The 26,168-nt window shown below is 68.5% G+C and carries 27 protein-coding genes and 5 pseudogenes; 15 read left to right on the plus strand and 17 right to left on the minus strand.

All coding sequences use genetic code 11. The annotated features are described in order from the left end of the window. Positions 1–190 precede the first annotated feature (190 nt). A complete protein-coding gene (locus ACZ5WG_RS39470) occupies positions 191–637 on the minus strand; it encodes an ankyrin repeat domain-containing protein (protein WP_468729483.1) in 447 nt (148 codons plus the stop codon). Positions 638–755: 118 nt separating this feature from the next. Here ACZ5WG_RS39470 and ACZ5WG_RS39475 point away from each other — a divergent pair, with 118 nt between their 5' ends. Further along, positions 756–1,139: a contact-dependent growth inhibition system immunity protein gene (locus ACZ5WG_RS39475; RefSeq protein WP_468729484.1), complete on the plus strand. Its 384-nt coding sequence runs from the start codon at positions 756–758 to the stop codon at positions 1,137–1,139. A gap of 136 nt (positions 1,140–1,275) precedes the next feature. Here ACZ5WG_RS39475 and ACZ5WG_RS39480 read toward each other — a convergent pair. Together ACZ5WG_RS39480 and ACZ5WG_RS39485 are read right to left on the minus strand one after the other, a co-directional pair. After that, a pseudogene (locus ACZ5WG_RS39480) lies at positions 1,276–1,515 on the minus strand (histidine phosphatase family protein); the annotation flags it as partial. A gap of 185 nt (positions 1,516–1,700) precedes the next feature. Further along, complete coding sequence (locus ACZ5WG_RS39485) at positions 1,701–2,237, minus strand: hypothetical protein (protein ID WP_468729485.1); 537 nt, start codon at positions 2,235–2,237, stop codon at positions 1,701–1,703. Between the two features lie 503 nt (positions 2,238–2,740). On the opposite strand from ACZ5WG_RS39485, the gene ACZ5WG_RS39490 reads away from it, so the two are divergent. Continuing rightward, positions 2,741–3,502 (plus strand): hypothetical protein, encoded by a 762-nt coding sequence (locus tag ACZ5WG_RS39490; protein ID WP_468729486.1) that lies wholly within the window; start codon positions 2,741–2,743, stop codon positions 3,500–3,502. Between the two features lie 401 nt (positions 3,503–3,903). Here the strand turns inward: ACZ5WG_RS39490 and ACZ5WG_RS39495 are convergent. Continuing rightward, positions 3,904–4,756, minus strand: a pseudogene (locus tag ACZ5WG_RS39495) (IS5 family transposase). 75 nt (positions 4,757–4,831) lie between these two features. Continuing rightward, the gene (locus ACZ5WG_RS39500; RefSeq protein ID WP_468729487.1) at positions 4,832–5,296 is read right to left on the minus strand and encodes a hypothetical protein; all 465 of its coding nucleotides are present in this window, start codon (positions 5,294–5,296) and stop codon (positions 4,832–4,834) included. A 345-nt stretch (positions 5,297–5,641) separates the two neighbouring features. Here ACZ5WG_RS39500 and ACZ5WG_RS39505 point away from each other — a divergent pair, with 345 nt between their 5' ends. After that, on the plus strand, positions 5,642–7,396 hold the full coding sequence (locus tag ACZ5WG_RS39505; protein ID WP_468729488.1) for an FG-GAP repeat domain-containing protein: 1,755 nt from the start codon (positions 5,642–5,644) through the stop codon (positions 7,394–7,396). Here the strand turns inward: ACZ5WG_RS39505 and ACZ5WG_RS39510 are convergent. The 4 genes from ACZ5WG_RS39510 to ACZ5WG_RS39525 form a co-directional block, all read right to left on the minus strand. After that, on the minus strand, positions 7,378–7,647 hold the full coding sequence (locus ACZ5WG_RS39510; protein ID WP_468729489.1) for a hypothetical protein: 270 nt from the start codon (positions 7,645–7,647) through the stop codon (positions 7,378–7,380). The genes ACZ5WG_RS39505 and ACZ5WG_RS39510 overlap by 19 nt on opposite strands. A 173-nt stretch (positions 7,648–7,820) precedes the next feature. Beyond that, a complete protein-coding gene (locus ACZ5WG_RS39515) occupies positions 7,821–8,627 on the minus strand; it encodes a CPBP family intramembrane glutamic endopeptidase (protein WP_468729490.1) in 807 nt (268 codons plus the stop codon). A gap of 1,230 nt (positions 8,628–9,857) precedes the next feature. Beyond that, the gene (locus ACZ5WG_RS39520; RefSeq protein WP_468729491.1) at positions 9,858–10,379 is read right to left on the minus strand and encodes a P-loop nucleotide/nucleoside kinase family protein; all 522 of its coding nucleotides are present in this window, start codon (positions 10,377–10,379) and stop codon (positions 9,858–9,860) included. A gap of 508 nt (positions 10,380–10,887) precedes the next feature. Further along, the gene (locus ACZ5WG_RS39525; RefSeq protein ID WP_468729492.1) at positions 10,888–11,061 is read right to left on the minus strand and encodes a hypothetical protein; all 174 of its coding nucleotides are present in this window, start codon (positions 11,059–11,061) and stop codon (positions 10,888–10,890) included. A gap of 88 nt (positions 11,062–11,149) precedes the next feature. Here ACZ5WG_RS39525 and ACZ5WG_RS39530 point away from each other — a divergent pair, with 88 nt between their 5' ends. Both ACZ5WG_RS39530 and ACZ5WG_RS39535 read left to right on the plus strand, forming a co-directional pair. Further along, positions 11,150–11,659, plus strand: a complete 510-nt coding sequence (locus ACZ5WG_RS39530) for a hypothetical protein (protein WP_468729493.1) — start codon at positions 11,150–11,152, stop codon at positions 11,657–11,659. Positions 11,660–12,100: 441 nt separating this feature from the next. Next, positions 12,101–12,919 carry a site-specific integrase gene (locus ACZ5WG_RS39535; protein ID WP_468729538.1) on the plus strand — a complete coding sequence of 273 codons (819 nt, stop codon included), beginning with the start codon at positions 12,101–12,103 and terminating at the stop codon, positions 12,917–12,919. 700 nt (positions 12,920–13,619) lie between these two features. Here ACZ5WG_RS39535 and ACZ5WG_RS39540 read toward each other — a convergent pair. Beyond that, on the minus strand, positions 13,620–14,021 hold the full coding sequence (locus ACZ5WG_RS39540; RefSeq protein WP_468729494.1) for a hypothetical protein: 402 nt from the start codon (positions 14,019–14,021) through the stop codon (positions 13,620–13,622). A 404-nt stretch (positions 14,022–14,425) separates the two neighbouring features. Here ACZ5WG_RS39540 and ACZ5WG_RS39545 point away from each other — a divergent pair, with 404 nt between their 5' ends. After that, positions 14,426–16,042 (plus strand): alpha/beta hydrolase, encoded by a 1,617-nt coding sequence (locus tag ACZ5WG_RS39545; RefSeq protein ID WP_468729495.1) that lies wholly within the window; start codon positions 14,426–14,428, stop codon positions 16,040–16,042. A 212-nt stretch (positions 16,043–16,254) separates the two neighbouring features. On the opposite strand, the pseudogene ACZ5WG_RS39550 reads toward ACZ5WG_RS39545, so the two are convergent. From ACZ5WG_RS39550 to ACZ5WG_RS39560, 3 genes and pseudogenes are all read right to left on the minus strand, one after another. Further along, a pseudogene (locus tag ACZ5WG_RS39550) lies at positions 16,255–16,542 on the minus strand (ATP-dependent DNA ligase); the annotation flags it as partial. Continuing rightward, positions 16,517–16,867: pseudogene (locus tag ACZ5WG_RS39555) on the minus strand (Lrp/AsnC family transcriptional regulator); the annotation flags it as partial. The pseudogenes ACZ5WG_RS39550 and ACZ5WG_RS39555, both read right to left, overlap by 26 nt. 294 nt (positions 16,868–17,161) lie before the next feature. Further along, positions 17,162–18,010 (minus strand): SDR family NAD(P)-dependent oxidoreductase, encoded by an 849-nt coding sequence (locus tag ACZ5WG_RS39560; protein WP_468729496.1) that lies wholly within the window; start codon positions 18,008–18,010, stop codon positions 17,162–17,164. Between the two features lie 103 nt (positions 18,011–18,113). Here ACZ5WG_RS39560 and ACZ5WG_RS39565 point away from each other — a divergent pair, with 103 nt between their 5' ends. Then, positions 18,114–18,725, plus strand: a complete 612-nt coding sequence (locus ACZ5WG_RS39565; RefSeq protein WP_468729497.1) for a CGNR zinc finger domain-containing protein — start codon at positions 18,114–18,116, stop codon at positions 18,723–18,725. Between the two features lie 434 nt (positions 18,726–19,159). On the opposite strand, the pseudogene ACZ5WG_RS39570 reads toward ACZ5WG_RS39565, so the two are convergent. The 3 genes and pseudogenes from ACZ5WG_RS39570 to ACZ5WG_RS39580 form a co-directional block, all read right to left on the minus strand. Further along, positions 19,160–19,847: pseudogene (locus ACZ5WG_RS39570) on the minus strand (IS5 family transposase). 383 nt (positions 19,848–20,230) lie between these two features. Further along, positions 20,231–20,443, minus strand: a complete 213-nt coding sequence (locus ACZ5WG_RS39575) for a hypothetical protein (RefSeq protein WP_468729498.1) — start codon at positions 20,441–20,443, stop codon at positions 20,231–20,233. Between the two features lie 508 nt (positions 20,444–20,951). Beyond that, positions 20,952–21,530, minus strand: coding sequence for a TetR/AcrR family transcriptional regulator (locus tag ACZ5WG_RS39580; protein ID WP_468729499.1), 579 nt, complete (start codon positions 21,528–21,530; stop codon positions 20,952–20,954). 91 nt (positions 21,531–21,621) lie between these two features. On the opposite strand from ACZ5WG_RS39580, the gene ACZ5WG_RS39585 reads away from it, so the two are divergent. The 5 genes from ACZ5WG_RS39585 (at position 21,622) to ACZ5WG_RS39605 (ending at position 23,659) form a co-directional block, all read left to right on the plus strand. Beyond that, entirely contained in the window at positions 21,622–22,068 is a 447-nt protein-coding gene (locus ACZ5WG_RS39585; protein WP_468729500.1) for an anthrone oxygenase family protein, read from the plus strand. Between the two features lie 45 nt (positions 22,069–22,113). Then, positions 22,114–22,254 carry a hypothetical protein gene (locus tag ACZ5WG_RS39590; protein ID WP_468729501.1) on the plus strand — a complete coding sequence of 47 codons (141 nt, stop codon included), beginning with the start codon at positions 22,114–22,116 and terminating at the stop codon, positions 22,252–22,254. Between the two features lie 25 nt (positions 22,255–22,279). Further along, positions 22,280–22,630 carry an antibiotic biosynthesis monooxygenase family protein gene (locus ACZ5WG_RS39595; protein WP_468729502.1) on the plus strand — a complete coding sequence of 117 codons (351 nt, stop codon included), beginning with the start codon at positions 22,280–22,282 and terminating at the stop codon, positions 22,628–22,630. A gap of 374 nt (positions 22,631–23,004) precedes the next feature. After that, positions 23,005–23,172 carry a hypothetical protein gene (locus ACZ5WG_RS39600; RefSeq protein ID WP_468729503.1) on the plus strand — a complete coding sequence of 56 codons (168 nt, stop codon included), beginning with the start codon at positions 23,005–23,007 and terminating at the stop codon, positions 23,170–23,172. A gap of 61 nt (positions 23,173–23,233) precedes the next feature. Then, entirely contained in the window at positions 23,234–23,659 is a 426-nt protein-coding gene (locus ACZ5WG_RS39605) for a DUF4267 domain-containing protein (RefSeq protein WP_468729504.1), read from the plus strand. Between the two features lie 384 nt (positions 23,660–24,043). Here ACZ5WG_RS39605 and ACZ5WG_RS39610 read toward each other — a convergent pair whose 3' ends face one another. Then, positions 24,044–24,433, minus strand: coding sequence for a winged helix-turn-helix transcriptional regulator (locus ACZ5WG_RS39610; protein ID WP_468729505.1), 390 nt, complete (start codon positions 24,431–24,433; stop codon positions 24,044–24,046). 68 nt (positions 24,434–24,501) lie between these two features. Between ACZ5WG_RS39610 and ACZ5WG_RS39615 the strand changes: the two genes are divergently transcribed. The 3 genes from ACZ5WG_RS39615 to ACZ5WG_RS39625 all read left to right on the plus strand — a co-directional run bounded on the left by ACZ5WG_RS39615 (position 24,502) and on the right by ACZ5WG_RS39625 (position 26,164). Then, complete coding sequence (locus ACZ5WG_RS39615) at positions 24,502–25,179, plus strand: nitroreductase family protein (RefSeq protein WP_468729506.1); 678 nt, start codon at positions 24,502–24,504, stop codon at positions 25,177–25,179. A gap of 14 nt (positions 25,180–25,193) precedes the next feature. Then, positions 25,194–25,406 carry a hypothetical protein gene (locus ACZ5WG_RS39620; protein WP_468729507.1) on the plus strand — a complete coding sequence of 71 codons (213 nt, stop codon included), beginning with the start codon at positions 25,194–25,196 and terminating at the stop codon, positions 25,404–25,406. Between the two features lie 464 nt (positions 25,407–25,870). Further along, positions 25,871–26,164: a hypothetical protein gene (locus ACZ5WG_RS39625; RefSeq protein WP_468729508.1), complete on the plus strand. Its 294-nt coding sequence runs from the start codon at positions 25,871–25,873 to the stop codon at positions 26,162–26,164. The last annotated feature ends 4 nt before the right edge of the window (positions 26,165–26,168 follow it).

Consider the following 26,168-nt stretch of genomic DNA (forward strand, 5'->3'; position numbering starts at 1 on the left):
AGCCCGCACCGCCGCAAGTTCCCCAGCCCTCATACAGCCAGCGAACTACCAGACACCCACCGTGACAAGACCAGCTAACAAAGCACTACTAGGCGTTCAAGGGCCAACCATCTTGCTCAGTGTCCCGTGCCAGCGAAGGTCGCGCTTGTGCAACCGAGGTTTGAGCTGCCCAGTCTCCTTGGCGGTGGCTTCAGCGGTCGGGGGAAATCGAATCGGCCCGGCCGACGGCTCCAAACCTGGTGAGCAGGGCAGTGGTCTCGGGGTGGGGGCCGTTGTTCGCCCACTTCAGCGGGGAACGGCCTGCGCCGTCGCCTTCTCGGAGGTTCGGATCGGCACCATGGGCCAGCGGTTCGCGCACCGTCTCCACGTCTCCCCAGCACGCAGCCGCGCACAGCGGCGTGCCGTCCGCACCGACGCCCCGGCTCTCGGCGTCCGGGGACGCCCCAGCTTCCAGCAGCAGGCGGACGATCTCCGTCCTGCCGCTGACCGCTGCCTCGTACAGCGGGGTGGTGCCTTCAGTGCCTGGCCGCTGCGGGTCGGCACCGGAACGCAATGCCGCACGCAACCGCGAAACATCGCTCTGCATGATCGCTGCGAATAGGTGGCGAGAAAGCTTCTTCTGGCGGCGTCGCTTCACGGCCACGGAGGTTACCGGCCGGGCGTGGGACGTGCCAGCAGGTGGTCTGGCTCCCGACACCGGACACCGGACACCACCAGCGAAATGACCTGCAGGCCAATGGACTGCGGAGAGAAAAGTGGTACGCAGGGTGCATGAGTTGCGGCGTATTCCGCTGGGTGAACTCAGTCCGGCGGATCTGTGGACTCTCATCTCGCAGCAGGTGGCGCTGCCGTACCTCCTTCCGCTCGCGGTGCGCTTGTTGCTTGAGGAGCCGCTGGTCGACGCCTACTTCTACGAGGGTGACCTACTGCTTGCCACGGTCATTGTCCCCGCCTCGGCGTGGTACCTGCTACCAGACCTCGGCGCGCTGCTGCGTACCGTGATCACGACGTTGCCGGAGGCAGCAGTCGCCAGCCTGCCCCGCGGCGCCGCCGAGGACTTCGCCCGCTTCGTCGCTCGCCCGAATCGCTTCGCTGACCGGCTGAAGGCATGGGTGAAGAAACCCGCCATGGGCTCATGATCCGAACCAGAGACTCGCTGGCAGTAGGCGGCGACCTTGTCAACGATCTCGTCGGCGGGATTCGTCCAGACGAAGGGCCTGGGGTGTTCGTTCCAGTCGGCGAGCCATGTCTCCGCAAATCCCAGCCCGGCTGCGACTCGCGGATCTGCTCGGCGGTCAGGCCCTCGTAGCCACCGTAGTCCCACTCCAACAGGTCGGGATCGGGCTCGGCGCCGGTCAGACCGGCGAGCCCTGCCGTCCGCATGGCGCGGCTCAGCGGGCTGCTGAACACGGCGACCAGGCGGCGGTTGACCAGCCTCGGGACAAGACACCTGGCCGCCGCCTCCCTCGTGTCGGCCAGCCAGACGTCACTCCGGCCGACGTGCCGATCCGACAGGCTCCGCTCGGTCTGGCCGCGCCAACCTCACCCCTGACCAGCAAGAACGACAACAACCTGCGATGACAACTACCACAGCAGCCAGAGACAATCACCCTCGGCGTCGCAACCAGGCTCGGGCCTAAGAAACTCCGCAGGTCAGACGGCTCAGACTCCCGGAACCTCCGCAGATCCGGTGGGCGGTGTCAGCCTTCATCTCCGACAAGCTGGTGGGCATTCAGCTGGATCATGCTGCTGCCCTCGGGGACATTGGGCATATCACCGCCGCCGGGCAAGCTCGAGGCCAGCAGGCTCCAGCCGGACTTCCGATAGGTGAGGATGTTGCCTTCCACCCGGCCCGGCTTCCAGCCCGCCCGCTCCAGTTCGGCCCCCATCTTGGGAAGGGCCTGCTCCGCCTCGCCGGACTTCACGACGGCGAACCAGTCGACCATGTCCGGGCGCTTCACGCCGTTACGCTCGGAAGTGGTCATCCCCCTCGCAGGGTCCAAGCCCGCCTTGGCAAGCGCCTTGCGGAAATCCCCGTCCACGGCATCCCGACCGAGGACCGCACCGCCCTTCCCCAAATCAGTCTTCCCGGAACCCGAACCGGATCCCGAAGACGAGCCCGGGCCCGCCGGCTTCGCGCCGGCCTCCCCACCCGCGACGCTGCATCCCGCCAGCGCCAGGACCGCCGCAATAGCGATCGCCGCAACCACCGCCGAAGACCTCATGCGTACGTACATGCGGAACCCCCAATGATCAAAGTGAGATTCTCGCACGCATGGACCAGCACGCCGACTGCGTTTCGAGTGCGCGACCCGGCCTGTGCCAATCGGCCGTCGAATACCACGCGAGAAGCCGCCTACCGGACGGGAGTGGACGCCATTTCAGTGCCACGGCAGTCGGCCGAGGCGGGTGTTGCCTCAGACCCGTCGAGGGTTGATGTGGCTCGTTGGAACGGCTACTCCCTGCTTGGGTATGACCCCATACCCGCTCACTGGATCTCGCCATCGATACGGCACTTGACCTGCCGCCGGGTGCCACAACGAAGGGGCTGCCCAACAGCCAGCAAGTGATCGCTCAAACCCGCCGATCCCCCACAGCCACCACGGCCAGTACACGGCCGACACCGGATCACACCGACCGCCCCCACGGCGAGGCACTGTGAGCATCACGCAAGGTGCTGGACGCCGGAGCGGCCGAATCGTGATCCACAAGATCTTCGATCACTCATACGATGCCTCGTGTGATCACCGCTTCCGTGGACCCCACCTCGCACGCATACGCTGCCGGCCAAGTAGCCGGAACCTTGCTCGTTGCCGTTGTCGCCATCGTGCTGCTCTGGCGGCTGACCCGCTCCTGGCGCTCGCCGTCAACCCCGGCCGGCAGTGACCCTGCCCAGACCCTCCGCGAGGAAAGCAAGCGGCGCCTGCTCATCATCGGGGTGACGGTGCTGATCGCCGTCGGTGCCGGGGTGAAGGCCACTGCCTCGTACGACCCGGAACTCCCCGCCTCCGAAGACGGCGGGGGTGCGGGAGGCAGCGCACCGCGCAGCGTCGTGCTGCCGGACAGCTTCGCGGACTTCCGGCAGCTGACCGGTCTGGCCGCGCAGCAGGCCGAGACCGAGGTGTTGGGGGGCCGCAAGCTCCCTCCTGAGGCGAAGGCCGGCTACTACGACAAGGACGGGGACGGGAACGTCGACCTCTTCGTCGCCGTCCACAGTACGGAGTGGGACCCCAAGATGTACGAGGACAAGGCCACCAAGTCGATCTCGCAGGAGTTCCGCAACTTCTTCGCCGGCGCGAAAGCCCACGGCGTGACCTCCTTCGACGCGGGCCAGTACGGCGGGGGCCTGAGCTGCGGCTCCGCACCAGGCGAGGACGGCGACCAGGCCATCTGTGCCTGGAGCGACGCCACCACCTTCGCCGCGGTACGGCTGCTGCCGCAAACCCGCCTCGCCGACGCCGCACAGACCACCCTCACACTCCGCAACGCAGCCGTGCACTGACCACCTCACCGGCAAGAAGTCCGGACGCGGACCATGCCCTGAGGCAAAGCGCCTCCGAAGGCGCTCAGGAGAGCCGGATGCCCCGAAAACCTCGCAGTGTGAATGTGCTCAGCTGACGCATTGAGGCGGAAGCGCAGAGCCGTACGCGGGTCCCTCTCCGCCGACAGGTGACCGAAGGGTTCATGCAGCCCGCCCACAGGCGGCAATAGCTTCCCTACCAGCCCAGTCCGTCGCACGCCCGCGAGGCTGATTCGGAGTGGAAGACAGGCTCCACCCGCTGCTCCAAGTGGCTCTGGGAAGACCAGAGACCGGCAGACCGAGGGATCGCGCCGAGCGGGCATGACTTCGCGCACTGGTGCAGGAGTTGACTCGAGCGCACCAAAAGGACATCTGATCAACGTTCATGCGGTTGTGAACGAGAAGTCCGTTTCAATTCGCCAGGTTGGTGACGATTCTCCGGTGAGCTCACGGCTCATTTTGTTAGCCATGGCCAGTGGATCACCGTTCGGGATCTCTGCGGCAGGGCTTCGTAGTCACGCGCCAGACTGCGGTGCTGCATCAACCAGCCGAAAGTTCGCTCTATCACCCACCGCTTGGGCAGCCGCTGGAAGCCCTTCACGCGCGGTCGCTGGACTACCTGAACATCGATCCCGAGGCCGACGCCATGCTGCATCGCGCTGGTCTGGTACCCGCCAGTCGGCCCACACCGTGATCACGCTCGGATGGGCTGCTGCCAACTCGGTCAGAGCCTGCTTGCCGCCGACGGAGTCGTGGACCGAGGCTGCGCTGACGAGGACGGCCAGGACCGGTCCGAGGGTGTCGGTGATCAGGTGCCGTTTACGTCCTTTGGTCTTCTTGCCGGCATCGATGCCTTGACTGGCTTCGGATACATTGCTCGAGGTCTTCACGCTCTGCGCGTCCACCACCGCCGCGGACGGCTCCACGTTTCGGGCCTTGGCCCGGCGGGTTCTGTCCCGCAGCAGGTCGTGGACCTGCTTGGTGGGTTCCGTCCGCCCCCCACTTAGCGTGGTAGTCGTAAACGGTCTTGAACAGCGGGAAATCGTGCGGCAGGTAATCCCAAGGAATCCCCGTGCGGTTGACGTAGAGGATCGAGTTCACGATCTCTCTCAGGTCATGCACCCGCGCCGCGGCCCCGGGTCCTGAGCGGGCAGCCCGCCAGGCAGCGAACACCGGCTCGATCAACGCCCACCGGGCGTCAGAGACATCACTGCGATACGCACGCCGGGCTGTCATAACCCTGAAAACGACCACCGACGCTCGCAGTCACAAGAGCATCCCAAAACACCAACTGCCTAGATCAGATGCTCTCTAAAGCGTCTCAGCGAAGCCCCGCAGGGCAGCACTCTCTCGCAGAACACCCGGCCGGACCGCAGCGCGGATAGCCTCGATCACTAGGCGTTGGTCACCCGGCCGCATTGCGGTCAGCGAAACCTTGAGCTCCGGTTCGCCGGTCTGACGACAGCGGATCACATACCCGTGGCGCCCCAAGTCCTCCACGTCGACGCTGTCGAGGCCGGACAGCGGTAGCCGCCGTATCGTGAAGCCCCGGCGCACGACGACCCACCCGTCCGCCACCGAGACGGCGACAAGCCAGTACAGGACGAAGAAGAAGACAGCGGACGCGGCCCCGAGGACAAGCCAGACCGACCTCGGCAGCAACTTGCCGTGGCCGCTGAGACCCTGCGTGAGCGCCACGAGAACGGCGGCCACGGAAAGGACCAGAAAGCGACGCCAGTCGGGGCGGACCAACACCGCCTCGCCGTGTGCATGCATGAAAGGGCTCTTCCCTCGGTGGTCTGGTGCGAGACCCACTCTGGGCCGACCGGCCCAACCTTCCGCTACACACAGGGCCTGGTCAAGATCTCACCTGTCATCGGGACCTCCCCCGGCCCGCCCGCATCGCAGTCCCTCGCGGGGAATCACAAGCTTGATCGCCTGACCCGGACCTGCCGCCTCCGCAGAGACCTACCGAACACCCCTGTCGGAGGAAACGCTCCTTCAGAGGCGCGGCATACGCTGCACGGGCGGAAGGGGGGAACCGTTCACGCATGGATGCGTGTCTCCGAGCACACAGCATGACGTGTCCGGGCGCGCCCGGCTCGATCCTCAGGGGGGATCTTGACTTCATCGCACCGCGGACGACTGCGTGCACTGGCCGCCGGGGGCGTACTCGCCCTGGCCGTCGGCGCCCTCTCCGCCGCACCGAGTTCCGCCGCACCGCAGCACCTCGCACCCGGATCCGCCGTCGCACCGCCCTCGCCCGCCCTGGCACCGGAGTCTGCCTCCGAGGCCGCGCCGGGCCCCGTCGGCGAGCACCCGACCGTTGTCATGCCCGGCCGCGCCACGCCCTTCGCGGGGGCGGCCGCCGCCGCCAAGCCGCGGCACGACCTCGACGGCGACGGCATCAGCGACATGATCGTCATGGAGTACGACCAGAGCACGGCCGTCTACCTGTCGTCGAACTCGTCCTGGAGCGACTACGCGATCTACAAGACCGACCGCGAGGCCTCGTTCAAGGACCTGCTGCCGATCGGCGACGTCGGCGGCACGACCAAGGCCGAGCTGCTCTCCCTCTCCTTCGACGGCGTGCTCACGCTCTACGAGACCGGCTTGCAAGGCACTTCCGCACCTCTGTGGTCCGGCAGCGGCTGGCAGAAGTACAACCACCTCGTGGCCACCGGCGACGTGACCGGGGACCACCACCCCGACCTGCTGGCCCGCGACCACGCCGGCGACCTGTGGCTGTACACCGGCACCGGAACCGTCAGCAAACCCTTCAACACGCGGGTCAAGGTCGGCTCCGGCTGGGGCGTGTACGACCAGATCGTCGGCGCGAGCGACGTCGACGGCGACGGCCTCGGCGACGTCCTCACCCGCACCCTGACCGGCGAGCTGTGGTTCCACAAGGGATCCGGCAGCGCCACCGCCCCGCTCAAGCCCCGCGTCAAGGTCGGCACCGGCTGGAACACGTACAACGTGATCAGCGGCCCGGACGACGTCGACGGGGACGGCCTGAGCGACTTGATCGCCCGCAACCGCGACGGCGTGCAGTACTTCTACAAGTCGATCGGTGGCGGCAAGTTCGCCGCCCCCACCTACTACGGCAGTGGGTGGGAACGGAACAAGTTCATGGTCGGCGCCGGCACCACGCAGCTGTACGGCAAGTCACAGAACCTCATGACCGAGGCCAACAACACCCTCGCAAAGTACTACGCCCTGGCCAACGGCACCTATCTGACGCCGCCGACCAACGTCGGCACCGAGACGCCCGGCTCCCGCAACACCTACGCCACCGGGCTCAACAGCCACAACCACGCCAGTTACGTGCAGAACATCGGCAGCGACCTGTACATCCGCGACCAGAAGGTCAGCACGACGTGGAACTACACGCTCATGGTCGGCCCAGGTGACCTCACCGGCGACGGCAAGGGCGACCTGCTCAGCCGCGACTCCGCCGGCGCGCTGTGGCTGCACCCGGGCGACGGCGCGGTGAACACCAAGCTCGGCGCGCGCATCAAGGTCGGCACCGGCTGGAACGCCTACGACACGCTCGTCGGCGCCGGCGACTACTCCGGCGACGGGCGCCCCGACGTGCTCGCCCGGGACACCAGCGGCCGGATGTTCCTGTACAAGGGCACGGGGACGTCCACCGCGCCGTTCGCCGCCCGGGAGCAGGTCGCCACCGGCTGGAACGTGTACGACACGCTGCTCGTGCCGGGTGACATCGACGGCGACGGCAAGGGCGATGTACTCGGCCGCCTCCCGAACGGCGACATGTACCTGTACACCTCAACGGGCAACGCCGGCACCGCGACCTTCACCGCCCGGGTGAAGTTCGGCGTTGGCTGGAACATCTACAAGAACATGATCTGAGTCCTGCGGCCGCCCGTCGGCCAGTCCGTGATGAGCGACGGCGCGGGCCCGTCCACCGGCACCAGCCGGTCGGCCGGGCCCGTGTCCGCCGCCGGCACCGCACCCAGGTATGAACAGGCAGCCCAGGAGTTGCCGCAGTGGCAGTCGCCGGGCAAGCGTGGCTGCTCTTCCGCGGCCTGGCGGCCGCGGCCGGTCCAGGCCACTGCTGCCGCGTTCCCGCCTTCTGCCCCCGAGGCCTCGCGCGTGACCACCCCGCCTCCTCGCAGCCCGAAAGCCGACCGCGAGGCCGCAGGTACCGTCCCGAATACCTGCCATGCGAGCTGATCGTGGTCCGCCACATCGGCATGCTGCCCGCCGGCGACTACGCGGCAGAAGCGTTCCACCGGATCGTCGACGCGCAGAGCGACAGCTGGCCACGAGCGCGTCAGGACGCATGGGGCTTCGTGAAGGGCATCGGTGCTGGCGGCGCCGACGCCTGCCTTCCGGCCCATACCAGGCCTGCGAGCAGGCAGGCGAGCCCGAAGCAGACCATGGGAAGCACGGCCCCGAACTCCACGTCCATGCAGAGCAGCAGACCGAGGTTGACGAGGGCATGGAAGCCGCCCGCGAGCAGCAAGCGGTACGTACCGCCCGTGCCGTCGAGCGCAACACCCAGCACGACCGACATCGCCACGGTGGCGACGAGGAACCCCGCGGCGTAGGCCGGGGCCTGCGCAAAGACCGGCACGTGCCAGGCGCCCCACACCACACCCACCGTCACCGACGAGACGAGCGTCCCGACCCGGGTCCGCAGCAGCGGCTGGAGGAAGCAGCGCCAGCCGATCTCCTCACCGCACGCCCCCACCAGTTGCGCCGACGCGATCAGTACGAACGGGTGGTGCAGGGCTCCGGGGTGGATGAAACCCACATCCCCGGAAGCCAGCCAGTACGCAAGGACGCTGACCGCGACGATCAGCCCGGCCGTCGCGAGGAGGGCCACCGCACGGCCGGCGCGCCGTTCGCCCCCGCCCCGCAGCAACTCGCGGGTCTGCCTGCGCCAGTACAGCGCGACCACGCCCACCCCGACAGCAGGCCCGAACTGGGTCAACTGCACGACCTCCGGCGGCACACCGGCAACCGGCTGCACCGCCCCCAGTGCACCGGCCGCCACGAAGGCCACCGCGGTGAACACCATCGCCGCACCCCACGCCTTGGGGCGCTCCGCCCGTTCCACGCCACCTGCAGTCCCCATGACCACCTCGCCCGTCTGCTCGAACCCGTATGCAGACGACGATGCCGGGCCGGGCACCCTTGGCCAATGCATCTGGCAACCGGGCACGCTACCCGGATACACCCCTGCTTCCCGGCCCGGGGGAGGGGGCTGCGGCGGGGCCTCATCACGCCCAGGGGAATATCCCCTCGGGCCGGGTCACAACGCACCGCTCTCCCCTGTTCGTTCGTGATCGGTCCGAGCGATGGGTTCGGTCTCCACGCCGGAGAATGGGTGCCGCTGCACGCCAGGCATCGAAGGATCGGTGGAAGCCCTGGCGCTGGCGGACCACCGCCCGCAGGTATGCACAACACCAGCGCCAGCACCGCCCCGGCCACTGTCCGCCCACCAACGACACGTATCCGAACCGAACCACGCGATCCCAGTCAGAGCGCCGTACGCCGAGCCGCTGCGCGGCCTGGTCCGGCCCCATCGGAACGGCCTCGGCCGGCAGCCGGGCCAAATCCGGGTGCGCGGCAAGGGCGGCGACCGGGTCCGGCTGGAGCGCCGGCTGCGCCGGATCGCCGGAAGGGTCGGTGAGAAACCCGGCCTTCACCATCTCCCGCACCGCGAACACGGTCACCACCGCCGAACCCGCCCCCACGCTCGGATTCGAGGTCCCCAAGGCCTCCGCGAGGGCGTCGGCCGCCCGCGACCGGACAGCGAGTCATCCGGCAGCCCCGCCCGGATCGCATTGGCGTCCATCGACTCCATCGCGGCCCGGGACCACAGCCCCGGCCCGGCGTCGGGGTCGGTACCACCCACGTGCGCACGGCCCACCGGAACACGGGCCGGGTCACCCGCAGACGCCCCGCAGCCTGGCCCTCGTCGCACTCCAGTCGCTTCCCACAGCTGATCTCCTCCTCGGCACGGCCCCCCTAGGCAACACCTGAAAAATGCTGATTGATTGCGAAAAGTGTCAAATATCCATTGATTAACCATAGTTGGGGCGTATGCACCCCGGCTGCGCCTGCGTACGCGAGGACGGATTCACCCGCCCGGAGGACAGCCGGCACCCGGCTTCGGACACAGCGACGCGGGGCCGTCACCGGTCGGTGACGGCCCCGCTCGAAGTACTCACAACACCCAGCCTGCAGAACGAGTGCACCGTCCTGACCTGGGAAGACAGGCTGTGAGGCGCACAGCCCCTTGGTGATGATCTCGAAGAGCTTCTCGATCTTGCTCTCCATGGCGAAGATCGACGTGCGGACCTCAACTCTTGACGGCCTCCGCGATCTGCAGGGCGGCCTGGGCGGGCGTGAGGTGCGTGGTGTCGACGACCTCGGCCTCACCGTGCAGCCACGTGCGGGCCGCCTCGGCGTAGGGCTCGAGGTGCGCGAGACGGAACGGGGAAGGACCAAGGTCAGTGTCCCCCTCGATGCGCCCGCGGAGGGTGTCCTGGTCAGCATGGAGAACGAAGTGCCGTACCGGAATCGCATGCTGGGCGAGGCCCGAGCTGATCTCGCGCCAGTACTCCTCGACCAGGACAGTCATGGGCATCACCAAAGCGCCACCGGTGTAGTCGAGTACGCGGCGGGCGGTCTCGACCACGAGCGGCCGCCACGGCGACCAGTCCTGGAAGTTGCCCGTCCAGGGCAGCCCCGGCTTGATGTCCATGAGCGTCTCGCCGACCTTTTCGGCATCGAACACCCGTGAATCCGGGATCAGCTGCTGCACGAGTGCACCGGTCGTCGTCTTGCCTGCGCCGTGGGTGCCGTTGAGCCATACGATCATGGAACCAACGCTAGCGCCGCGCGAGACGCAAGTGGTCTCAAACCACCAAGATCAGGTTCCACCTGTCACGAAAAGGTCGCATCGACTGGGCATGCCGCCCAGTCGATGAGAAAAGCCTGCCCCAGTGCCAACTATCGTGTTTCGGCTCAACCGGGGTGGTGTCTTCTCCACCACCTGGTTCGGATCAGAGGTTCACGTCGATGTAGTCGATGTCCGTCAACTCCACCAGCAGCCCCTAGGCGCGGCCGCCGCTTTCATTGAAGTAGACCTCTTGCAGCCCCTCAGCGGCGATCTGCTGCAAACTCGGCCTCGGAGGCTCCGGCGTCCTGGGCGGCCAGCGGCCGCGGCCGGACCCGCCCGGTCTACCGCCCGGTCGGCGCTGGTCTCCGCCACCAGGTCGGGCCGGACCAAGAGCGCGGCAGAAGACGTCGCGGGACCCCCACGCCGCGGCAAACCGCACTCCCGTCCACGGGTGGGCGGGGCCGGCCGCGGCCAAGTGCTCGGCGACCTACCGGGACGCGTCGGGGCGCAGCGGTACCCTCCGGCCGACCGCGCACAGCTGGCCCGCGGGGTCGTGGCAGCCGAGGACGAGGAGCTGGGGGCGGGGCAGGGTGCCCGTGATAGCGCCGATGATCGCTTCGGTGGTGTCTCTGCGGCGGATCTCGTACCTTCTCTGCACCAACACGCGGGGTGTGACGGACTGGTCGACCGAGTGCCCGCGAGGCACATGACCGCCGCGTTCGCCCACCCCGGCATGGCACGATGCCTGGGTGGAGAGTAGAGAACGTGCAGAGAGCCTGTCTGAGCTCGGCGACCTGTTGAAATCGCTGTCGAACAGGCCCGTCGTCTCCGTGCGGTACGGCCGATTCCCGGGTGGCGCGACGCCTGGTCATGGGCTGGGGACCCTTGCCGGCCAGGTGCACGACCTCGTCGCCGAACTCCACCCGAAGTGGAAGCGATACCTCCCCAGCGGGGCCGAGCCCCCGAGCGCTTCGCAGATCGAGGCTCTCCTGGAGCCACTCAGCGCCGACGCGGCCGTGGAACTGATGACCACGCTCGCCGCCGACGACCTGGTATGGCCCGGCTCGAAACTCATGAACCGCGAGATCGCCCACGACACGGTGACGCGCATCGTGAAGTGGCTCGGGCCCGGCGCGACTTGGTGGACCAACCGGCAAGGCAACTCCTGGGATCCTGTCACTGCCTGCACTTTCGATGGCGTGGTTGCCGGAAGCGACGGCGAGTACCTTGCGATCCTGATCCAGGTCGGGGAGGACTGAGCCCACAACCGCCCCGACATCACTCGAGCCGATCATTCGTGCTGATGGCGGGTTTGGGCATCCCGGAATCAGCACTCCGCAGTCCTCGACACCAGCCGCCGCCGAGTCGAACCGCTCGACGGCATAGTGCAGTCAACTGACCAGCCGCGCGCCGAGGGCCGGTAGGGCTGGCTCATGCCCTTGACCACCACACCTTGTGCACATTCGGTCACCGACCATATACCTGGCGCCATGATTGTGAACGCGTGGCGCGTGCGGGCCACGGCGGAGGAATTCGGCATCCCTCCTGACGGAGTGCCCTTCGATGTACGGCTGCTGACGGAGGGACGGGAGGAGTGGCTGCGTGAGGTGGGCATGGAGGCAGGGACACCCTTCCTCGTCTCACCGGTGTTCGAGTACGACGTCGTCCTGAACCGCTTCTTCCAGCCACCGGGGATGTGGATGCACGCGGTGAACACCCAGTTCGGCTACGCCCGGGACCTTGCGGCGTTCCTGACGTTGCTGTGGGTGTCGCGGCGCAGGAAGGGCTGGCGGGACGCGGCCGATGAGGACCATCTCGCCTACCTGGCCTGGCGGCGCCGGGACGACGACGGGCCGCGCATCGCCGGATCCACGTGGAATCGCGAAGTCTCGGGGGTGAATGCCTTCTATCGGTGGGCGTTGCGTGCAGGCACGTGCCGACGAGCCCGGTCCCGCAGGTGGTCAGGCGCCCGCGGGTTGGCGGGCAATTGTCGCGCCGGACGGCAGACGAGCAGCGGCCGGCGACATACGCGCGGGACACCGGGGCAGTGCGGGTGGAGTGGCTGCCGCCGGTCTCCTACCGGGTGTGGCGGGATGTGGGGGTGCGGGGTTTCGATGGGGCGGGCCTGCCACGGCAGCGCGGTGGCGCAGGCCCTGGGTGGTGGAGGAGCCGGGGAGGCCGTGGGCGCGCCGGGTCGGCTCGGCGTCCAGGGTCAAGGTGGAGCAGCCGGGCGCGCGCGAGCGGCGCCTGCTGTTGGTCGAAGTCCCGGCCGGGCTGGAGCCGGCGATGTCGTGGCTCGGCGAGGGCGGGCAGCCGTTGTCGGTCTCGGCGTGGAAGGAGATGTTCGCGGCCTCGAACCGGCGGTGCATGGCGGCGGGCGTGCGACTGGCCTGTCACGCGCACATGCTGCGGCACACCTTCGCCGTGGTGACGCTGGAGCAGCTGCAGCGTGGGCACCTGGCGGCTTTGGCCGAGCAGCACCCGCGCCAGCGCGAGCACTACACCAGGGTGTTCGGTGACCCGCTGGACTGGGTGCGGCGCCGGCTCGGACATCGTTCGGTGATCACTACGCTCGTCTACCTGCACACTCTGGCGGAGCTACCGACAACACCCGGGCCCTCGCCAACCAGGCCGAGTGCCTCGACACCCGGCTTCGGGGCCGCCCCGTCCTGCCTTCCCTGCTGCACGCCGACCTCGAACGACGCCGCGACGCGATCCGCACCTTCCTCCCCAAGGCCGCCGGAGGCAACGAGTGAGCGCCCACCACCGGCCAATGCCCGGCCGCGCCGACGTCCGAGTCACTGCTGCCGACGCCCTGGCCTCGGAGACCGGCCGCAGCCCGAGCGTGCTGGCACTGGCCGCCCGGCTTGGCCTCGCCAACACCACCTTCCGCCGCAACTTCCCCGACATCTGTGCAGAGCTGGCAGCCGCCCCGATGATGGCAACCGCCTCGAAGGCCGTCGACAACTTCACCGCTGTGAAGGCCGACAATGCCCGCCTGCGCCCCGACAAACGCCAACCCGAGCAGCTCGAACTCGGCATCGCCGCCGTTCAGCGCCATTCAGCGTGGACAACGACCGGTTGCGAACCGCACCGCACGAAGCACGCTCCATCGCCCCACTACCCCGGCGTCCACGCTGACCGCCCAGTTTGCCGTTTGACCGGCTGCCCATCCTCACCGAGGGATTGCAGGTCCCCGATCAACTCGAAGCGTGGTGCTCAGGCTGGGCCCGCCGAGCCTCGTTTGTCCTCAACGTGGACGACGTGAAGCTCGGTGCCGTCCCGGTGGCGCTTGGAACGTCCGAACAGCCCTACAGCGATGTGTGACTGGTCCTGAGGCTCATCGGGGCCGACATAGGTAAGGACGTCGTTGTGATGCCCGGTGACGACCCATCCCTCGACGTCCTTGAGGTCGATCACCCCAAAGTCTCCTGCCGAAGATCCGGCGTGCGCCGGGCCGAACTTCTGCAGGAGGTCGGTGGCCTGTTCGGCAAGCTCCCCGTCCGGAGCGGTCAGCACGACACAGGTGCCATGCTCGAACAGCACCCACGACTTGCGAGGGTCGGCGAGAAGCTGCTGCCAGACGTCTATCAGAATCTCGGTGTTCACGCCGATCATCATGCCGCAGGGCACCGACACAGGGTGACGATCGGCCGACGGCTCCAACGAATACGCGACTCCTGACCATGCGGGCCTACCAGTCCCAGGCCGGGATGGCGCCCCCACAGTCGGCTGAACCCGGTCGAGCGGTCAGCCGCGAACCCTGTCCACAAGATCCCTTGTCGCTGGTTGTCGTCGGTTGTCCTCCTTAAGGGGGAGGGGACTACGAGTGGACGGGCGGGTCCGTCCCGGAAGCCCCGGCGGATACGCGGATCTTGGGGAAGAGTCTCGGCCACGTGTCCGGATTTCAGGTGGTACGTGCGGGGGACGAAAAGTTGTTCTTGGGAGGGATCCGGTCCGACCCGCTCGTCGAACACAGTGGAGGCGCAAGCGATTTCACCCGACGAACGAACGGGACCACCCGCATGAAACGTCTCGCACCGCTGCTCGCCACCGCCGGACTCCTCGCCACTGCCCTTCCCGGGCTGGCGGCGACATCGGCCTCCGCCTCCGCCGCCCCGACCCCCGTGTACCTGCGACAGACGCCGGCCTGGCACCGCTGCAGCCCCGATCGGCCGGCGGCGTACGAGTGCGCCACCCTCAAGGTGCCGCTCGACTACCAGCGTCCCGAAGGGCGCACCCTGAACCTCGCCATATCCCGGATGAAGAGCGAGAACCCCGCCAAGCGGCGTGGCGTCCTCCTCCTCAACCCCGGCGGCCCCGGGACCTCGGGTCTCTACCGGCCGATTCGGACGGATGCTGCTATGCCCAAGGACGTCCGCGACCGCTACGACCTCGTCGGCTTCGACCCGCGCGGCGTCGGCGAGAGCAGCCCGATCGGCTGTGGTGACCTGAGCGAAGCAGAGGTGGGCGTCGGCGGGGCGTACCGGCCCGAGACCTTCGCCTCGGACGTGTCCTGGGCGCGCGGAATCGCCGACAAGTGCCGTGAGAAGTCGGGCGATGTGATTCCGTACATCACCACCCGCAACACTGCGCGCGACATGGACGTCATCCGCGCCGCACTAGGAGAGCGGAGGGTCTCGTACCTGGGCTACTCGTACGGGACGTACCTCGGCGCGGTGTACTCCCAGATGTTCCCGGAGCGCACCGACCGGTTCGTCCTGGACAGCGGCGTGGACCCGGGGCGCGTCTGGCGCGGCATGATCCAGGCGTGGGGGACCGGAGCCGAGCCCGCCTTCGAGCGGTGGACGCGGTGGGCGGCGGAGCGCTCGGACGCTTATGGGCTCGGCGCCACGCCGGAGGCGGTCTCGGCCACCTTCTGGGCGCTGGTGGCGCGGGCCGACCGGGACCCGATCATCCACTACGGGGAGAAGGTGACGGGTGACGACATCAGGGCCGACCCGTCGCTCTTCTTCGATCCCTACGGTGCCTCGGCCGTCGTCAAGTCCATCAAGGCATCGGCCGACAAGGCGCCCCAGCCGCCGGGTGGCACCGATCCGGGCGCGAGCGGGAAGGGCGCCGACAGGAAGGGGCCCGGCTCGCAGTCGCCGCTCGGCGGCGTCCGGGCCGCCGGCCCGGGCGTCGACGCGGGAGGGGCGTCGGAAGGTCCGGACGCCACTCCCGCCAGCAACGCCACCGCCGTGTACTGGGCCGTGGTCTGCGGGGACACGGACAGCTGGCCCCGCGATCCGGAGCAGTACGCGCGGGACGCGGCGCGGGACAAGGTGAAGCACCCGCTGTACGGGGACTTCGCGTCGAACATCAAACCGTGCGCCTTCTGGCAGCGGCCGCTGGAGCCCGCCACGCCCATGAAGACCCGGGCCGATGTCCTGACTGTGCAGAACGAGTGGGATCCGATGACCCCGCTCGAAACCGGCCAGGGGCTGCACCAGGCGCTCAAGGGGTCGCGGATGGTGCTGGCGCTGGGGGGTCAGGGGCATGGTGTGTATCTCTCCGACCCCACGGCCTGCGCCAACATACCCGTCAACGCGTACCTGTCGACGGGACGGCTGCCCGCGAAGGACGTGACCTGCCACAACCCGCCGCCCACCCCGGATCCGGAGGGTGCCGGAGCCCGCTGACGACAGGGCCCGGCCGCCCGGCCCCGCTGCAATCGGCTGAACCCGGTCAAGCGGTCAGCCGCGAACCCTGTCCACAAGATGCCCTCCACGCCCGACACGTCCGTCCAGGACTCCAACCACTCCCGCGGCTTCGCCAGGTCCGTCGTCATCGGACACAACGTCCACGGGGACGTCAGACCGTGGTCGGCGAACAGGGCCTCGAGCAGGGCCTCGAGCAGGGCGCGGCGCTCCCGGTACGGGCGGGACAACAGCTCCTCCCCGTCCAGCTGCAGCACGTCGAACGCGGAAGCGCACGGGTTCGCGGATTCCCGAGCATCAAACAGCGGGAACTCGCGCCGTCGTGCTGAATTCCTTGGAACCCCGCAGCGGGTTCGCCGCTCATAAGCAGAAGCCTCATATCCACGAACGGGTGGCTCCTCGTAGGGATCGCGTCGTGGCGGTTGTCGCCGTTCAGCAGGACGCACCCGGTGGTGACTAGCTCTCGGGCAGGGGCCGGTCATCGATGACGTTCTTCATGACGAGGGTGGAAGTCAGACGCTGGACACCGGGCAGGCGTGCGAGCTGCCGGTCGTACAACTGCTGGAACGCGGCCAGGTCGGCAGTGGCGACCCGCAGGAGGTAGTCGGGCTCGCCGAACAGGCGCTGCGCCTGTAGCACGTGCGGGACGGCTGCCACAGCCTCTTCGAAGGCCGTGACCGTATCGGTGGTCTCCCAGCGCAGGGTGGCGAACACGAGCGCCTCGAAGTTCAGGCCGACGGCGGTCGGGTCGACGACGGCGCGGTAGCCGCGGATGGCGCCCTCGCGTTCCAGATCGCGCAGCCGACGCCCTGTTGCTGCAGGATGTCCCGGCCGAGCCGAAGTGGGTCTAGCGCCTCACCCATGTCTCGAGCTCGGCATAAGCAACCGGGTCGACCTCCCCCGGCTGTGACCATCCTGGGCCAGCGGGCGGACGAACCGCGGCCGACGCCCGCCCAGGAGAGCGCGGGGCAGTGGTAGTACAGGGGTCTGGGTCGAAGCCATCTGCCGTGGCTTCGGCCCAGACCCACTGGTCATGGCCGGGCGGTGAGGAGGGCCGGGCCGCCTCCGCCATGACCGTGTTCGCGGCGGGATTCGCGCTTACTACCTGTCGACGGCGTCGGTCACACGCTGCCAGCTGTCCAGGTCTGCGATCCGTGCCTCCAAAGCGGGGCGCATGCCCGTCGCGCTGGAGGCTCCAAGGGCCAAGCGCAGCGGGGGGTTGGGGTTGTCGACCGCGGTCCGGATGCCTGCCGCGATCCGCGCCGCGGCGGAGAACGCGGACGCCGGCAGCTCTCCGATGCCCTTCTGAACCTCGCGGACGGTCTGGTCGTAGTCGCCCAGGCCGGCTGCGACATCGAGGTTGGCAAGGAAGGGGGTCGCGGTCAGCCCGGGCTGGATGATCGTGACCTTGATGCCGAGCGGTGCGACCTCGGCCGCGAGCGCGTCCGACAGCCCCTCGACCGCGTGCTTGGTGGCGGCCAGCAGGCCCACGCCGGGATGGGCGGACTGCCCGTATACCGACGAGCCCTGGAGGATGTGCCCGGACCGCTGGGCGCGGAGCACCGGCAGCGTTGTGCGGAGCACGTTGAGCACTCCGAAGACATTGGTGTCGAACACGGCACGGACCTGCGTGTCGGAGGCCTCCTCAACGGCTCCGAACAGTCCGTATCCCGCATTGTTGGCCACCACGTCGATACGACCGAACCGTGCGAGCGTGCCTTCCACCGCGTCCCGGACGGCTTGCTCGTCACGTACGTCCGCCTGGATGAGAAGCAGGCGCTCACCGTGCGCTTCCGCCAGTTCGTCCAAGTAGGAGGTGTCGCGGGCGAGAGCCGAGACGGCATCGCCGTTCTCCAGTGCCTGGAGCGTCAGTTCGCGGCCGATGCCGGACGTCGCGCCGGTGATCAGCCATGTGCGGGGGCGGGTCTGAGGGTTGGATGTTCCGTTCATGTTGCGACCGTAAGCCGTTAGTTCGCAACGAGTCAACCTAGATCGACTGGAAGGTTGCCTGCTAGCTGGATTAGTACCGCTCACACTGATGTACTGTGGGAGGATGATCACTGCGGCAGCCGGATCCCCCAAACCCAGCTCACGCACCGTCACGCCGACGGTGGAGACCGTTCTCGCGTTCGTGAACACGCGCGCGGACGGATCGGGTCGCCGAGAGTTGTTCGGGGACGGGGACTCGTTCGCGGCGTGGCTGGCGGAGCGCGACGAGTTCGGCGGCGAAACCGTGGTGACCGACGCTGACGCCGCGGTCGCGCGCGAGCTGCGTGATGCCTTGGTGACTGTGCTGCTCGCACACTCGGGCGATGAGGAAAGCCTGGGTGAGCCGCTGCTGCGTGCCGAGCGGCACCTGCGACGCGTGGGTTCCCTCTACCCGCTGGCGACGGTGGTCACGGCCGGCGGTGTAGAGCTGGCCTCCCCACAGGCGGGGGTGCCGCGCGTGTTCGGAACCGTACTGGCTGCGGTGACGACGTTTGCGCAGAGCAGCGACTGGAGGCGCATCAAGGCGTGCCGGAACCCCCCATGCCATTTCGGTTTCTTCGACCGCACCCGCAATGGGGGAGGGCTGTACTGCAGTACGGGCTGCGGCTCTCAGGTGTCCATGCGCAAACACCGCCAGCGGCAGCGCGATGGCAGTGGTGCGCCGCCCGAGGCGTGAGACCGCCCTTCCAACGAGGAGGGTGATCATCCCCACCGGCAAGCGCAAGGGCCAGAACCCTGACCTGGCCAACATCTACCGGGCACTCCCCGAGCACGAGAAGCGCCAGGCGTATCCCGAAGCGCTTCGCCGGAGTTTCGGGAGGAGTAGGCCTACCCAAGGCGAGGGCAGGCAGTGGCTGGAGCGATTACACTCGAGCTCGTGATGACCGGTCAATCGGTCAGTCAGAAACTCTGGCTCCAGGATGCCCTCGACGCCGGAGACGTCCGTCCAGTCCTCCAGCCACTCCGGCCTTGGCCGGGTCGGTGGTCATTGGGCACAGCGGTCAGCGTGCGGGCCGCGAAGAGGACCTCCAGGCGTCGGCAGCGCTCGGCGTAGGACAGGGTCAGCGGCTCGATGCCGTCGATCTGCAGGACGTCGAAGACTAAGAACTGCTATCGGAATGACTTCAAGCGCCGCCAGCAGATGAGTGAGCAAGCGAGGCTGAGGAAGGCCTCGTGGATGTCGTCCCGTACTTCCCAACGGATCCGCAGCCTGCGGAACCAGTGGAGATGAGCGAAGGTCCGCTCGACGACCCAGCGGTCGGTGCCGAGGCCGGATCCGTGGGGAACACCGCGTCGGGCGATGACGGGTTTCACGCCCAGGGACCAGGCCAGGCGCCGGTACTTGTCGTGGTCGTAGCCGCGGTCCCCGAGCACCGTGTCGGGCCGCCGGCGGGGCCGGCCGCGCTTGCCGCGGACCGGGGGAACGGCCTGGAGTAAGGGGATGACTGGGTGACGTCGTTGCGGTTCCCGCCGGTCAAGGTGGCGGTAAGCGGAATGCCTGTGGCGTCGGTGATCAGGTGGTGCTTGCTGCCGTTCCTGCCGCGGTCAACGGGGCTTCGCCCTGTCTTGGAGCCCCCTTTAACACGCGTATGTGGGAGCCGTCGACCACGGCCCGCGAGAAGTCCAGGGTGCCGGCCCCGCGGAGCCGGGCCAGAAGGGTTTCGTGCAGCCGGGGCCAGACGCCGGCCTCGGTCCACTCGGCCAGGCGGCGCTCGAACCGCCAGGCGGCAAGGACTGGCTCGATCAACTCCCAGCGGGCATCGGACAGATCACTCGCATACGGACGTCGCTTCGCCATGCTTCCGGCGTACCGCCGCGGACCGAGTGCACCCAGGCGCACATCGACGACAACGGAAGCACACAGCCGCGAAGCCCGGACATCCTGGAATGAGAAGTCCGAATCCTGTCGACAGGGACAAGTTCGGATCGAAGATCCACTCGCTCGCGGACAGACAGCTCCTTGTCCCGGTCGCGCACGAACATCCGATTGCAGTCGGCAGGCAGCCCCTGGTCAACGAGGAGACGCACTGTTTTTGCCGCTTACACCGCTGGAAAACAAGACGGCGCTCGCCATCCGGCGACCCATAGCGTGCCCGACGGGCGGCATAGTCCCTGCGACTCTCCGGCTACGCTCGCGCGGCAGCGCCCCGCGGCGCGTGGCTGCGGGGCGCCTTGAGGGGTTCAGTCGATCTGCTCCCCGTTGTGCGTACCGCCCTGGCAGTAGTTGCCGTCCTGATTGATCGCGGGCGTTCCGCCGCCCTGCTTGCACTCAGAAGGGGTGACGTAGGTTGGGGCACCCTGTGCGGTGGCGGCGGCGGTGGCGGCGCCTGTGAGGCCGAGTCCGGCGAGGGCTGCCGTGGCAATGACGGCGGCGAGGATTCGTCGAATGCGCATTTGGTTTCCCTTTCACGGATTGCCTCGGTTGGGGCACTAGCCAGCTTGATCTTCACCCGTGTGGGTGGCACGTCCTGTTACGCCATTCGGGTGACAGTGGTGTCGGGTGCGGGGTCGGTGACGCGACCCGTCGGGACAGGCCCTAAGCCGGTCCCCGCACGCCTTGAGTCCCCGCCGTCCCGGCCTGCGGACCCCGTCACCCGAGGCCCCTGGTGTCCTGGGTGGTTCCGCCGGACGTTGGCCGGGGTTCGGGCAGCCCGCGCTGATAGGGCGTGCGCGGCTGAGGCCCGGTATCCGGAGCGCTCTGGGGGCCGCAGTACCACCGGGCCGCCTCAAGCAGATGGCCTTCCGTCCCGAATGAGCGCCGCAGCTTCCGGGGCGGGCGCCCCGTTGGGGGTGCGGGGCCCGGCGATCTGTGGCTGCTCTGTGTGGGCGCGAGTGACCGGAGGTGATGTCGCAGGCTGGCGGCCGCGCCCGAGGGCCCCTGCGTGCCCGTCGGGACGGTGCGTCAGATCATGGCGAGCCGGTCCACCAGCAGTTCCGTTCTCCGCTCGGCCTCCTCGGGCGGCAGCCGTCCCGCCCGGGTCAGGGTCGCCAGCCCGTGCAGGGCCGCCCAGAACACCTCGGTGAACAGCCCCGGGGGGACGCCGTCCCCGGCGACCTCGCCGAGGTTCTCCAGCAGGGCGGCGAAGGCGTCCTTCAGAGGTTCTGGTGTGTCCTCCTTCGCGAACGCCAGGCCGCCGTCGAGCTGGAACATCGCGTCGTAGACCGCCGGGTTGGAGTCGGCGAAGTCGAGGTAGGCGCGGGCGAGGGAGGTGACCCGGGCGCGCGGGCCGTCCGCGGCACGGGTCGCGGCCCGCAGCAACGCGGCCATCTCGGCGGCGCCTTCGAGGGCGACGGCGCCGATGATCTCGCGCTTGCCGCGGAAGTGGCTGTAGAGGACGGGCTGGCTGTATTCGATGCACTCGGCGAGCCGGCGGGTGGTGACCGCGTCCCACCCCTGCTGCTCGGCGAGTTCGCGGGCCGTCGCCACGATGAGGCGCTCGCGGTCCGCCCGTTCGCGCTGCTTGCGTTCCTGTACCGACATGATTCGATCCTAGCATCGCTAGACAATCGAGCGGCAGCAGTACTAGCGTTGCCTCATCATCTAGCGGCGCTAGATCCCGGGAGGGGTCATCATGCTCAACGCACTCGAGGTCTTCACCACCGTGGTCGTCGGCGTGATGGTGGGGGTGGAGTTCTCCGTCGCCTTCGTCATCAACCCGATCCTCAACGCCCTCCCGGAGGACAGTGGCCAACTCGGCCGCGCCCACGGGGGCCGGATGCTCGGCGCCGTGATGCCGGTCTGGTACATCACCTCGCTCGTCCTCGTCGCGGTCTGGGCCATCGCCGGATGGCACCGCCACGGCACCGGCCTCGTCGTCACCGCCGGCGCGCTGCTGATCCTCAGCGTGGTCATGTCGATCCTGCTGCTCGTCCCGATCAACAACCGGGGCAAGACGTGGACTCCTGACAACCGGCCCGCCGACTGGAAGCAGCAGATGAACCGCTGGGACCGCTTCCACTACGTCCGCGTCGCCGTCATCATCGCCGCCTTCGCCCTGCTGGTCGCCGCCCTCACCTGAGCCTGTGGGCTCACCCGCCCGGCCGTCAGCCGCAACCGCTCGGCCGTGCGCCCGAAGTACGGCGCCGCCACCTCCGTCCACGTCCAGGACCCCGACACCAACACCAACACCAACACCAACACCAACACCAACACCCTTGAACTCAGCTGGTATCCGCAGGACGCGGGCCCCGGCGACACCCACTGACCGATAGCGAGAGGACGCACCGAAAATGGCCCAGCTGCAGAGTCTTGACCCGCACACGCCGATGTTCGCGCAGTTCAAGGAGAAGACTGGGCCCATCGTCCTGGCCAACACCTTCGTCGTACCGAAGGAGAGGACTGAATCGTTCCTGGCTCTCTTTCGCAGGCAGGCCGAGTTCATGAAGGCTCAGCCGGGATTCGTCTCCCTCCAGATGCACAAGGGAACGGCGGACAGTCAGCTTCTGATGAACGTCGCGGTCTGGGAATCGACCGAGGCGCTCGCCACGGCGTTCGGCAGCCCGGAATTCCAGCGCATGGCGGCCGAGTTCCCCAACGACATCGTCTCGTACCCGCACATCTTCGAGCAGATCGACGTATGACACAGCAGCTGCAGCCACGTGTAGCCCCGTCCCCGAAAGGGAGTCTTTATCGCCCAGCACATGGTCCGGGCGGGTGCGCGGCTGGCCCGAACTACTGTGGCCGACGCTCCTGTCCCGGGTCGGTCTGGAGGCGGACATCGTCCTGCGCGTGCAGGCTGAGCACGAGCGCATTGAGGCCACCCTGACCAGGCTGGACGCCGCGGTCCCGGCGTGGGCGGCTACCGCCGGAGCCGACGAGCGCGACGCCCTCGGAGCCCCTCGCCGATCACCGGGCAGTCCTGCTCGAACACCTCCACGACGAGGAGGCCACCCTCCTTCCGCTCGCGGCCGAGCACATCACCGAAAAGGAAAGGGCCTCCCTGGGCGACCACCTGGTGGCCAACACGCCCAAGCTCACCCTCTTCGGCCTCGTACTGGAGGACGCGAACCCGGCAGAGCGCGCCACGCTCCTGTCCGCCCTCCCCGCCCCGGTACGCGACATCTGGCACGTCATCGGCCGCCCTCGCTACGGCCGCCACATCAGCCGCGTCCGCGCCGCCTGACCAGGCCCCATACGAATCAGCAGGCTCACCAAGCTCACGAAGACTCGCAAGGAGAAGAACAATGTCGCTGAAGAAGGTCAACACCGTCCTGGCCGCCGCCTTCATCCTCTTCGTCCTCTGGTTCGGGCTGGAGTTCATCCTGAGCCCGGAGACGCCGGCGCCGGGCTTCGGCCTGCCGAGCTGGCCGTCCGGCGACGGCGGCGGCTTCCTGATCACCAAGGGAATCCGCGACATCGTCTTGGCCCTGGTCCTGGGCATCCTGCTGGTGACGGGCCACCGCCGAGCGCTGGGCTGGGTGCTGCTGGTGGAGGCCCTCGCCGCGTACGGCGACATGACCACCGTGCTGACCCACCACGGCTCCGTGGCCACCGCACTCAGCGTCCACGGCCTGACCGCGACGCTGATGGTGGTCAACGGCCTGCTGATGATGCGCGAGACCCGCAAGGTCGCGGCCGCTCCGGCAACGCCCGCCCCGCAGCCCGCCTGATCCGATCGGTCCAAGGTGGCCCGGACCCCGACCGGGCCACCTTGGCGCGTGCCGGTATTCGCGTGTCAGCGCCCGCCGGGAAGGCCCAGGCAGACCATCACCTTCCAGTGAGCGACGACCTGACGGCTCAGGCGGCCTGCCGCACCGCCGCGGCCACGGCCACGGCCACGGCCACCTGGACTGGCCGGTAGACCGCTGCCCCGGACCGCTGGGTGCGCTCGGCTCGGGCCCGGTGCAGGGCAGCGGTCTCGGTGGCGGCGAGTTCGCGGTGCCGCTGCAGGACGCCGGCGTCGATCGACGCCAGCTGCTCGTCGGCGAGCTCCTCCGGGTCGGGGAATGCCGACTCCCCGCTCGCGCTGTGCCAGTTGCATTCGCTGCACCTGCTCAGGGGGCTTTCCCAGCTTCCAACCTGGCCCGGGCCCGCTCGATCTCGTTGATATGGGTCTCCGTCCACTGGCGGAGCGCGGTGATCGGCTCCGCGAGGCTGCGGCCGAGCTCCGTCAGGTCGTATTCGACTCGGGGCGGAACGGTGGGATACACGGTGCGGGCGAGGAACCCGTCGGCTTCGAGGCCACGCAGAGTCTGAGTGAGCATCTTCTGCGACACGCCCTCGATGCGCCGACTCAATTCGGTGTACCGCAGGGTGCCTTCGAGGAGGGCGTCCACGACCAGAATGGTCCACTTGCCGGAGATGTGATCGAGGACCTGGCGTGTCGGGCACTTCTCGGAGTAGACATCGGCCTGCAACCCGGACGATTCCACAGTGGTCTTCATGCGGGGAGAGTAACGCACAAAATAGTGCCTTCTTCCCGATGGAGAGTGACTCTCCAATAGTGAGTGACATGACGAGTCCCACGATGTCCGTCGCAGAAGCGATCCGCACCCGCCGCACCGTCCGCCACTACCTGCCCGACCCAATCCCGAAGACCACGCTCGACGCGCTTCTCGGTCTCGCCGTTGAGGCCCCCACCAGCTGGAACCTGCAGGACCGGTCGATCGTTGCGGTATCCGGCGACGAGGGCCGTGCGGGGCTGACATGGGCCACGGGGGGCCAGCCCCAGCCGCAAGAGGCCCCGGTCGTACTGGTCTTCGTCGCCGAGCCTCAGTCCTGGCGTGATGACCACAGCGACGTCTACGAGCAGGCGCGGTGCAGCGGAGCGTGGAACGACGAGTTCGTCGCGATGTTCTCCGTTGCGTCACGGGCGTTCCAAGAGGATCTCGACCAGCGGGGTCTGCTCCGGGAGTACGCGGTCAAGGACGCCATGATCGCGGCGTCCTTCGTGATGCTTGCCGCTACGGAGATGGGCCTGGCGACTTCGCCCATGAACGGCTGGGACGAGGCGAGGGTGAAGAAGGTGATCGGGATCGATGGCCGTGACGACTTGGCCATTGCCCTGTTGGTGTCGGTCGGCTATCCGGCGGAGGCCCGGCGCCATCCAGGTCGGCGTGCGCGGGAGCGCACCATCTTCCACGAATCGTACGGGGCCGGCGCGGCGGGGAATACCGCACGCCAGGAATAGGTGCCCTGCACCAGATGCTTGCCGGCCGGGCCGAGTTCGACGGCAGTCTTCTGGATGATCAGCAGGTGGAGGTTGGCCGTGTTCGGCCGGCGGTTGCGGCGGTGGTCGAGCCAGGCCGACACCATACGGCGGATGAGCTCGTCGAGCGGGCGGACGTGGCCGTCGACGGTGATGCGCCGGTTGCCCAGGTCGACGTCGTCCAACTGCGTAGAAGGCGACCGCCGTGACGTGCGGGGACAGGCTCGGGGTGCTGGCGGCCGCGATGTCCGGGCCAGTGCTCCACTCCCCCACCCTGCGGGCCAACGTGCCCACCGTGGCCGGCACCGCCGAGCACACCGCTTTACGCCGAGCAGCTGCCCGAGGAGGTGTCCGAGGCTCTCCACCCCCGCATCGTCTCGGAGTTCGCCGCCTCCCGGGATGCCCGCGACCCCGGCCTGGTCCTGGCCCTCACCACCGCCCGGGCCGCGCTGGAGGGTGCCGAGGGGGCCGTCGTGCTGCGCGCCGCCGGGCACGAATGGGAGCTCCACTCGTCGGTCCGCCCCGCGCTGGAGGCCCTGGTGTCCGGCGCCCGCCTCACCCTCGGGGACCTGGCCGAGCGCTCCGGCCTCACGGTGGAACAGGTCGCGGCACTCGCCGCCGAGCTGGTATCCAAGGATGCGGCCGCCGCCTCCCACCTGAGGCAGGAACCGCCATGGTCGACGCCCCCGCCCCCGCCCCTGCCCCCGTGGACCGGATGCTGGCCGCCCAGCAGTACGGCGCCGACCAGTTCGGCCTGCGTGCCACCGGCCGCCGGGTGTGGGGGTTCCGGGGCCGGACGCTGTCGTCGGCCGCCGGACCGCACTGGCTTCGCGTGGTCTGCGCCGAGGCCAGCACCGAGGGCGGCAAGCCGTGGAACGGCCCGTCCACGTTCTGCTCGGCGACCAGCACGCCTGGCGCGAGGCACGCCGACGGCTTGCAGTCCGCTACGAGGGGACCGTCCTCGTAGCGGC

The organism is Streptomyces sp. NPDC032745 (genome assembly GCF_055579465.1).

Coding starts and splice junctions, on each gene's coding strand:
- ACZ5WG_RS39485 (WP_468729485.1), bottom strand. CDS start 2,237: ATGTACGTACGCATGAGGTCTTCGGCGGTGGTTGCGGCGATCGCTATT.
- ACZ5WG_RS39500 (WP_468729487.1), bottom strand. CDS start 5,296: ATGCATGCACACGGCGAGGCGGTGTTGGTCCGCCCCGACTGGCGTCGC.
- ACZ5WG_RS39515 (WP_468729490.1), bottom strand. CDS start 8,627: ATGGGGACTGCAGGTGGCGTGGAACGGGCGGAGCGCCCCAAGGCGTGG.
- ACZ5WG_RS39520 (WP_468729491.1), bottom strand. CDS start 10,379: ATGATCGTATGGCTCAACGGCACCCACGGCGCAGGCAAGACGACGACC.
- ACZ5WG_RS39535 (WP_468729538.1), top strand. CDS start 12,101: ATGCACGCGGTGAACACCCAGTTCGGCTACGCCCGGGACCTTGCGGCG.
- ACZ5WG_RS39540 (WP_468729494.1), bottom strand. CDS start 14,021: ATGATGATCGGCGTGAACACCGAGATTCTGATAGACGTCTGGCAGCAG.
- ACZ5WG_RS39545 (WP_468729495.1), top strand. CDS start 14,426: ATGAAACGTCTCGCACCGCTGCTCGCCACCGCCGGACTCCTCGCCACT.
- ACZ5WG_RS39560 (WP_468729496.1), bottom strand. CDS start 18,010: ATGAACGGAACATCCAACCCTCAGACCCGCCCCCGCACATGGCTGATC.
- ACZ5WG_RS39565 (WP_468729497.1), top strand. CDS start 18,114: ATGATCACTGCGGCAGCCGGATCCCCCAAACCCAGCTCACGCACCGTC.
- ACZ5WG_RS39575 (WP_468729498.1), bottom strand. CDS start 20,443: ATGCGCATTCGACGAATCCTCGCCGCCGTCATTGCCACGGCAGCCCTC.
- ACZ5WG_RS39580 (WP_468729499.1), bottom strand. CDS start 21,530: ATGTCGGTACAGGAACGCAAGCAGCGCGAACGGGCGGACCGCGAGCGC.
- ACZ5WG_RS39585 (WP_468729500.1), top strand. CDS start 21,622: ATGCTCAACGCACTCGAGGTCTTCACCACCGTGGTCGTCGGCGTGATG.
- ACZ5WG_RS39595 (WP_468729502.1), top strand. CDS start 22,280: ATGGCCCAGCTGCAGAGTCTTGACCCGCACACGCCGATGTTCGCGCAG.
- ACZ5WG_RS39605 (WP_468729504.1), top strand. CDS start 23,234: ATGTCGCTGAAGAAGGTCAACACCGTCCTGGCCGCCGCCTTCATCCTC.
- ACZ5WG_RS39610 (WP_468729505.1), bottom strand. CDS start 24,433: ATGAAGACCACTGTGGAATCGTCCGGGTTGCAGGCCGATGTCTACTCC.
- ACZ5WG_RS39615 (WP_468729506.1), top strand. CDS start 24,502: ATGACGAGTCCCACGATGTCCGTCGCAGAAGCGATCCGCACCCGCCGC.
- ACZ5WG_RS39620 (WP_468729507.1), top strand. CDS start 25,194: ATGCTTGCCGGCCGGGCCGAGTTCGACGGCAGTCTTCTGGATGATCAG.
- ACZ5WG_RS39625 (WP_468729508.1), top strand. CDS start 25,871: ATGGTCGACGCCCCCGCCCCCGCCCCTGCCCCCGTGGACCGGATGCTG.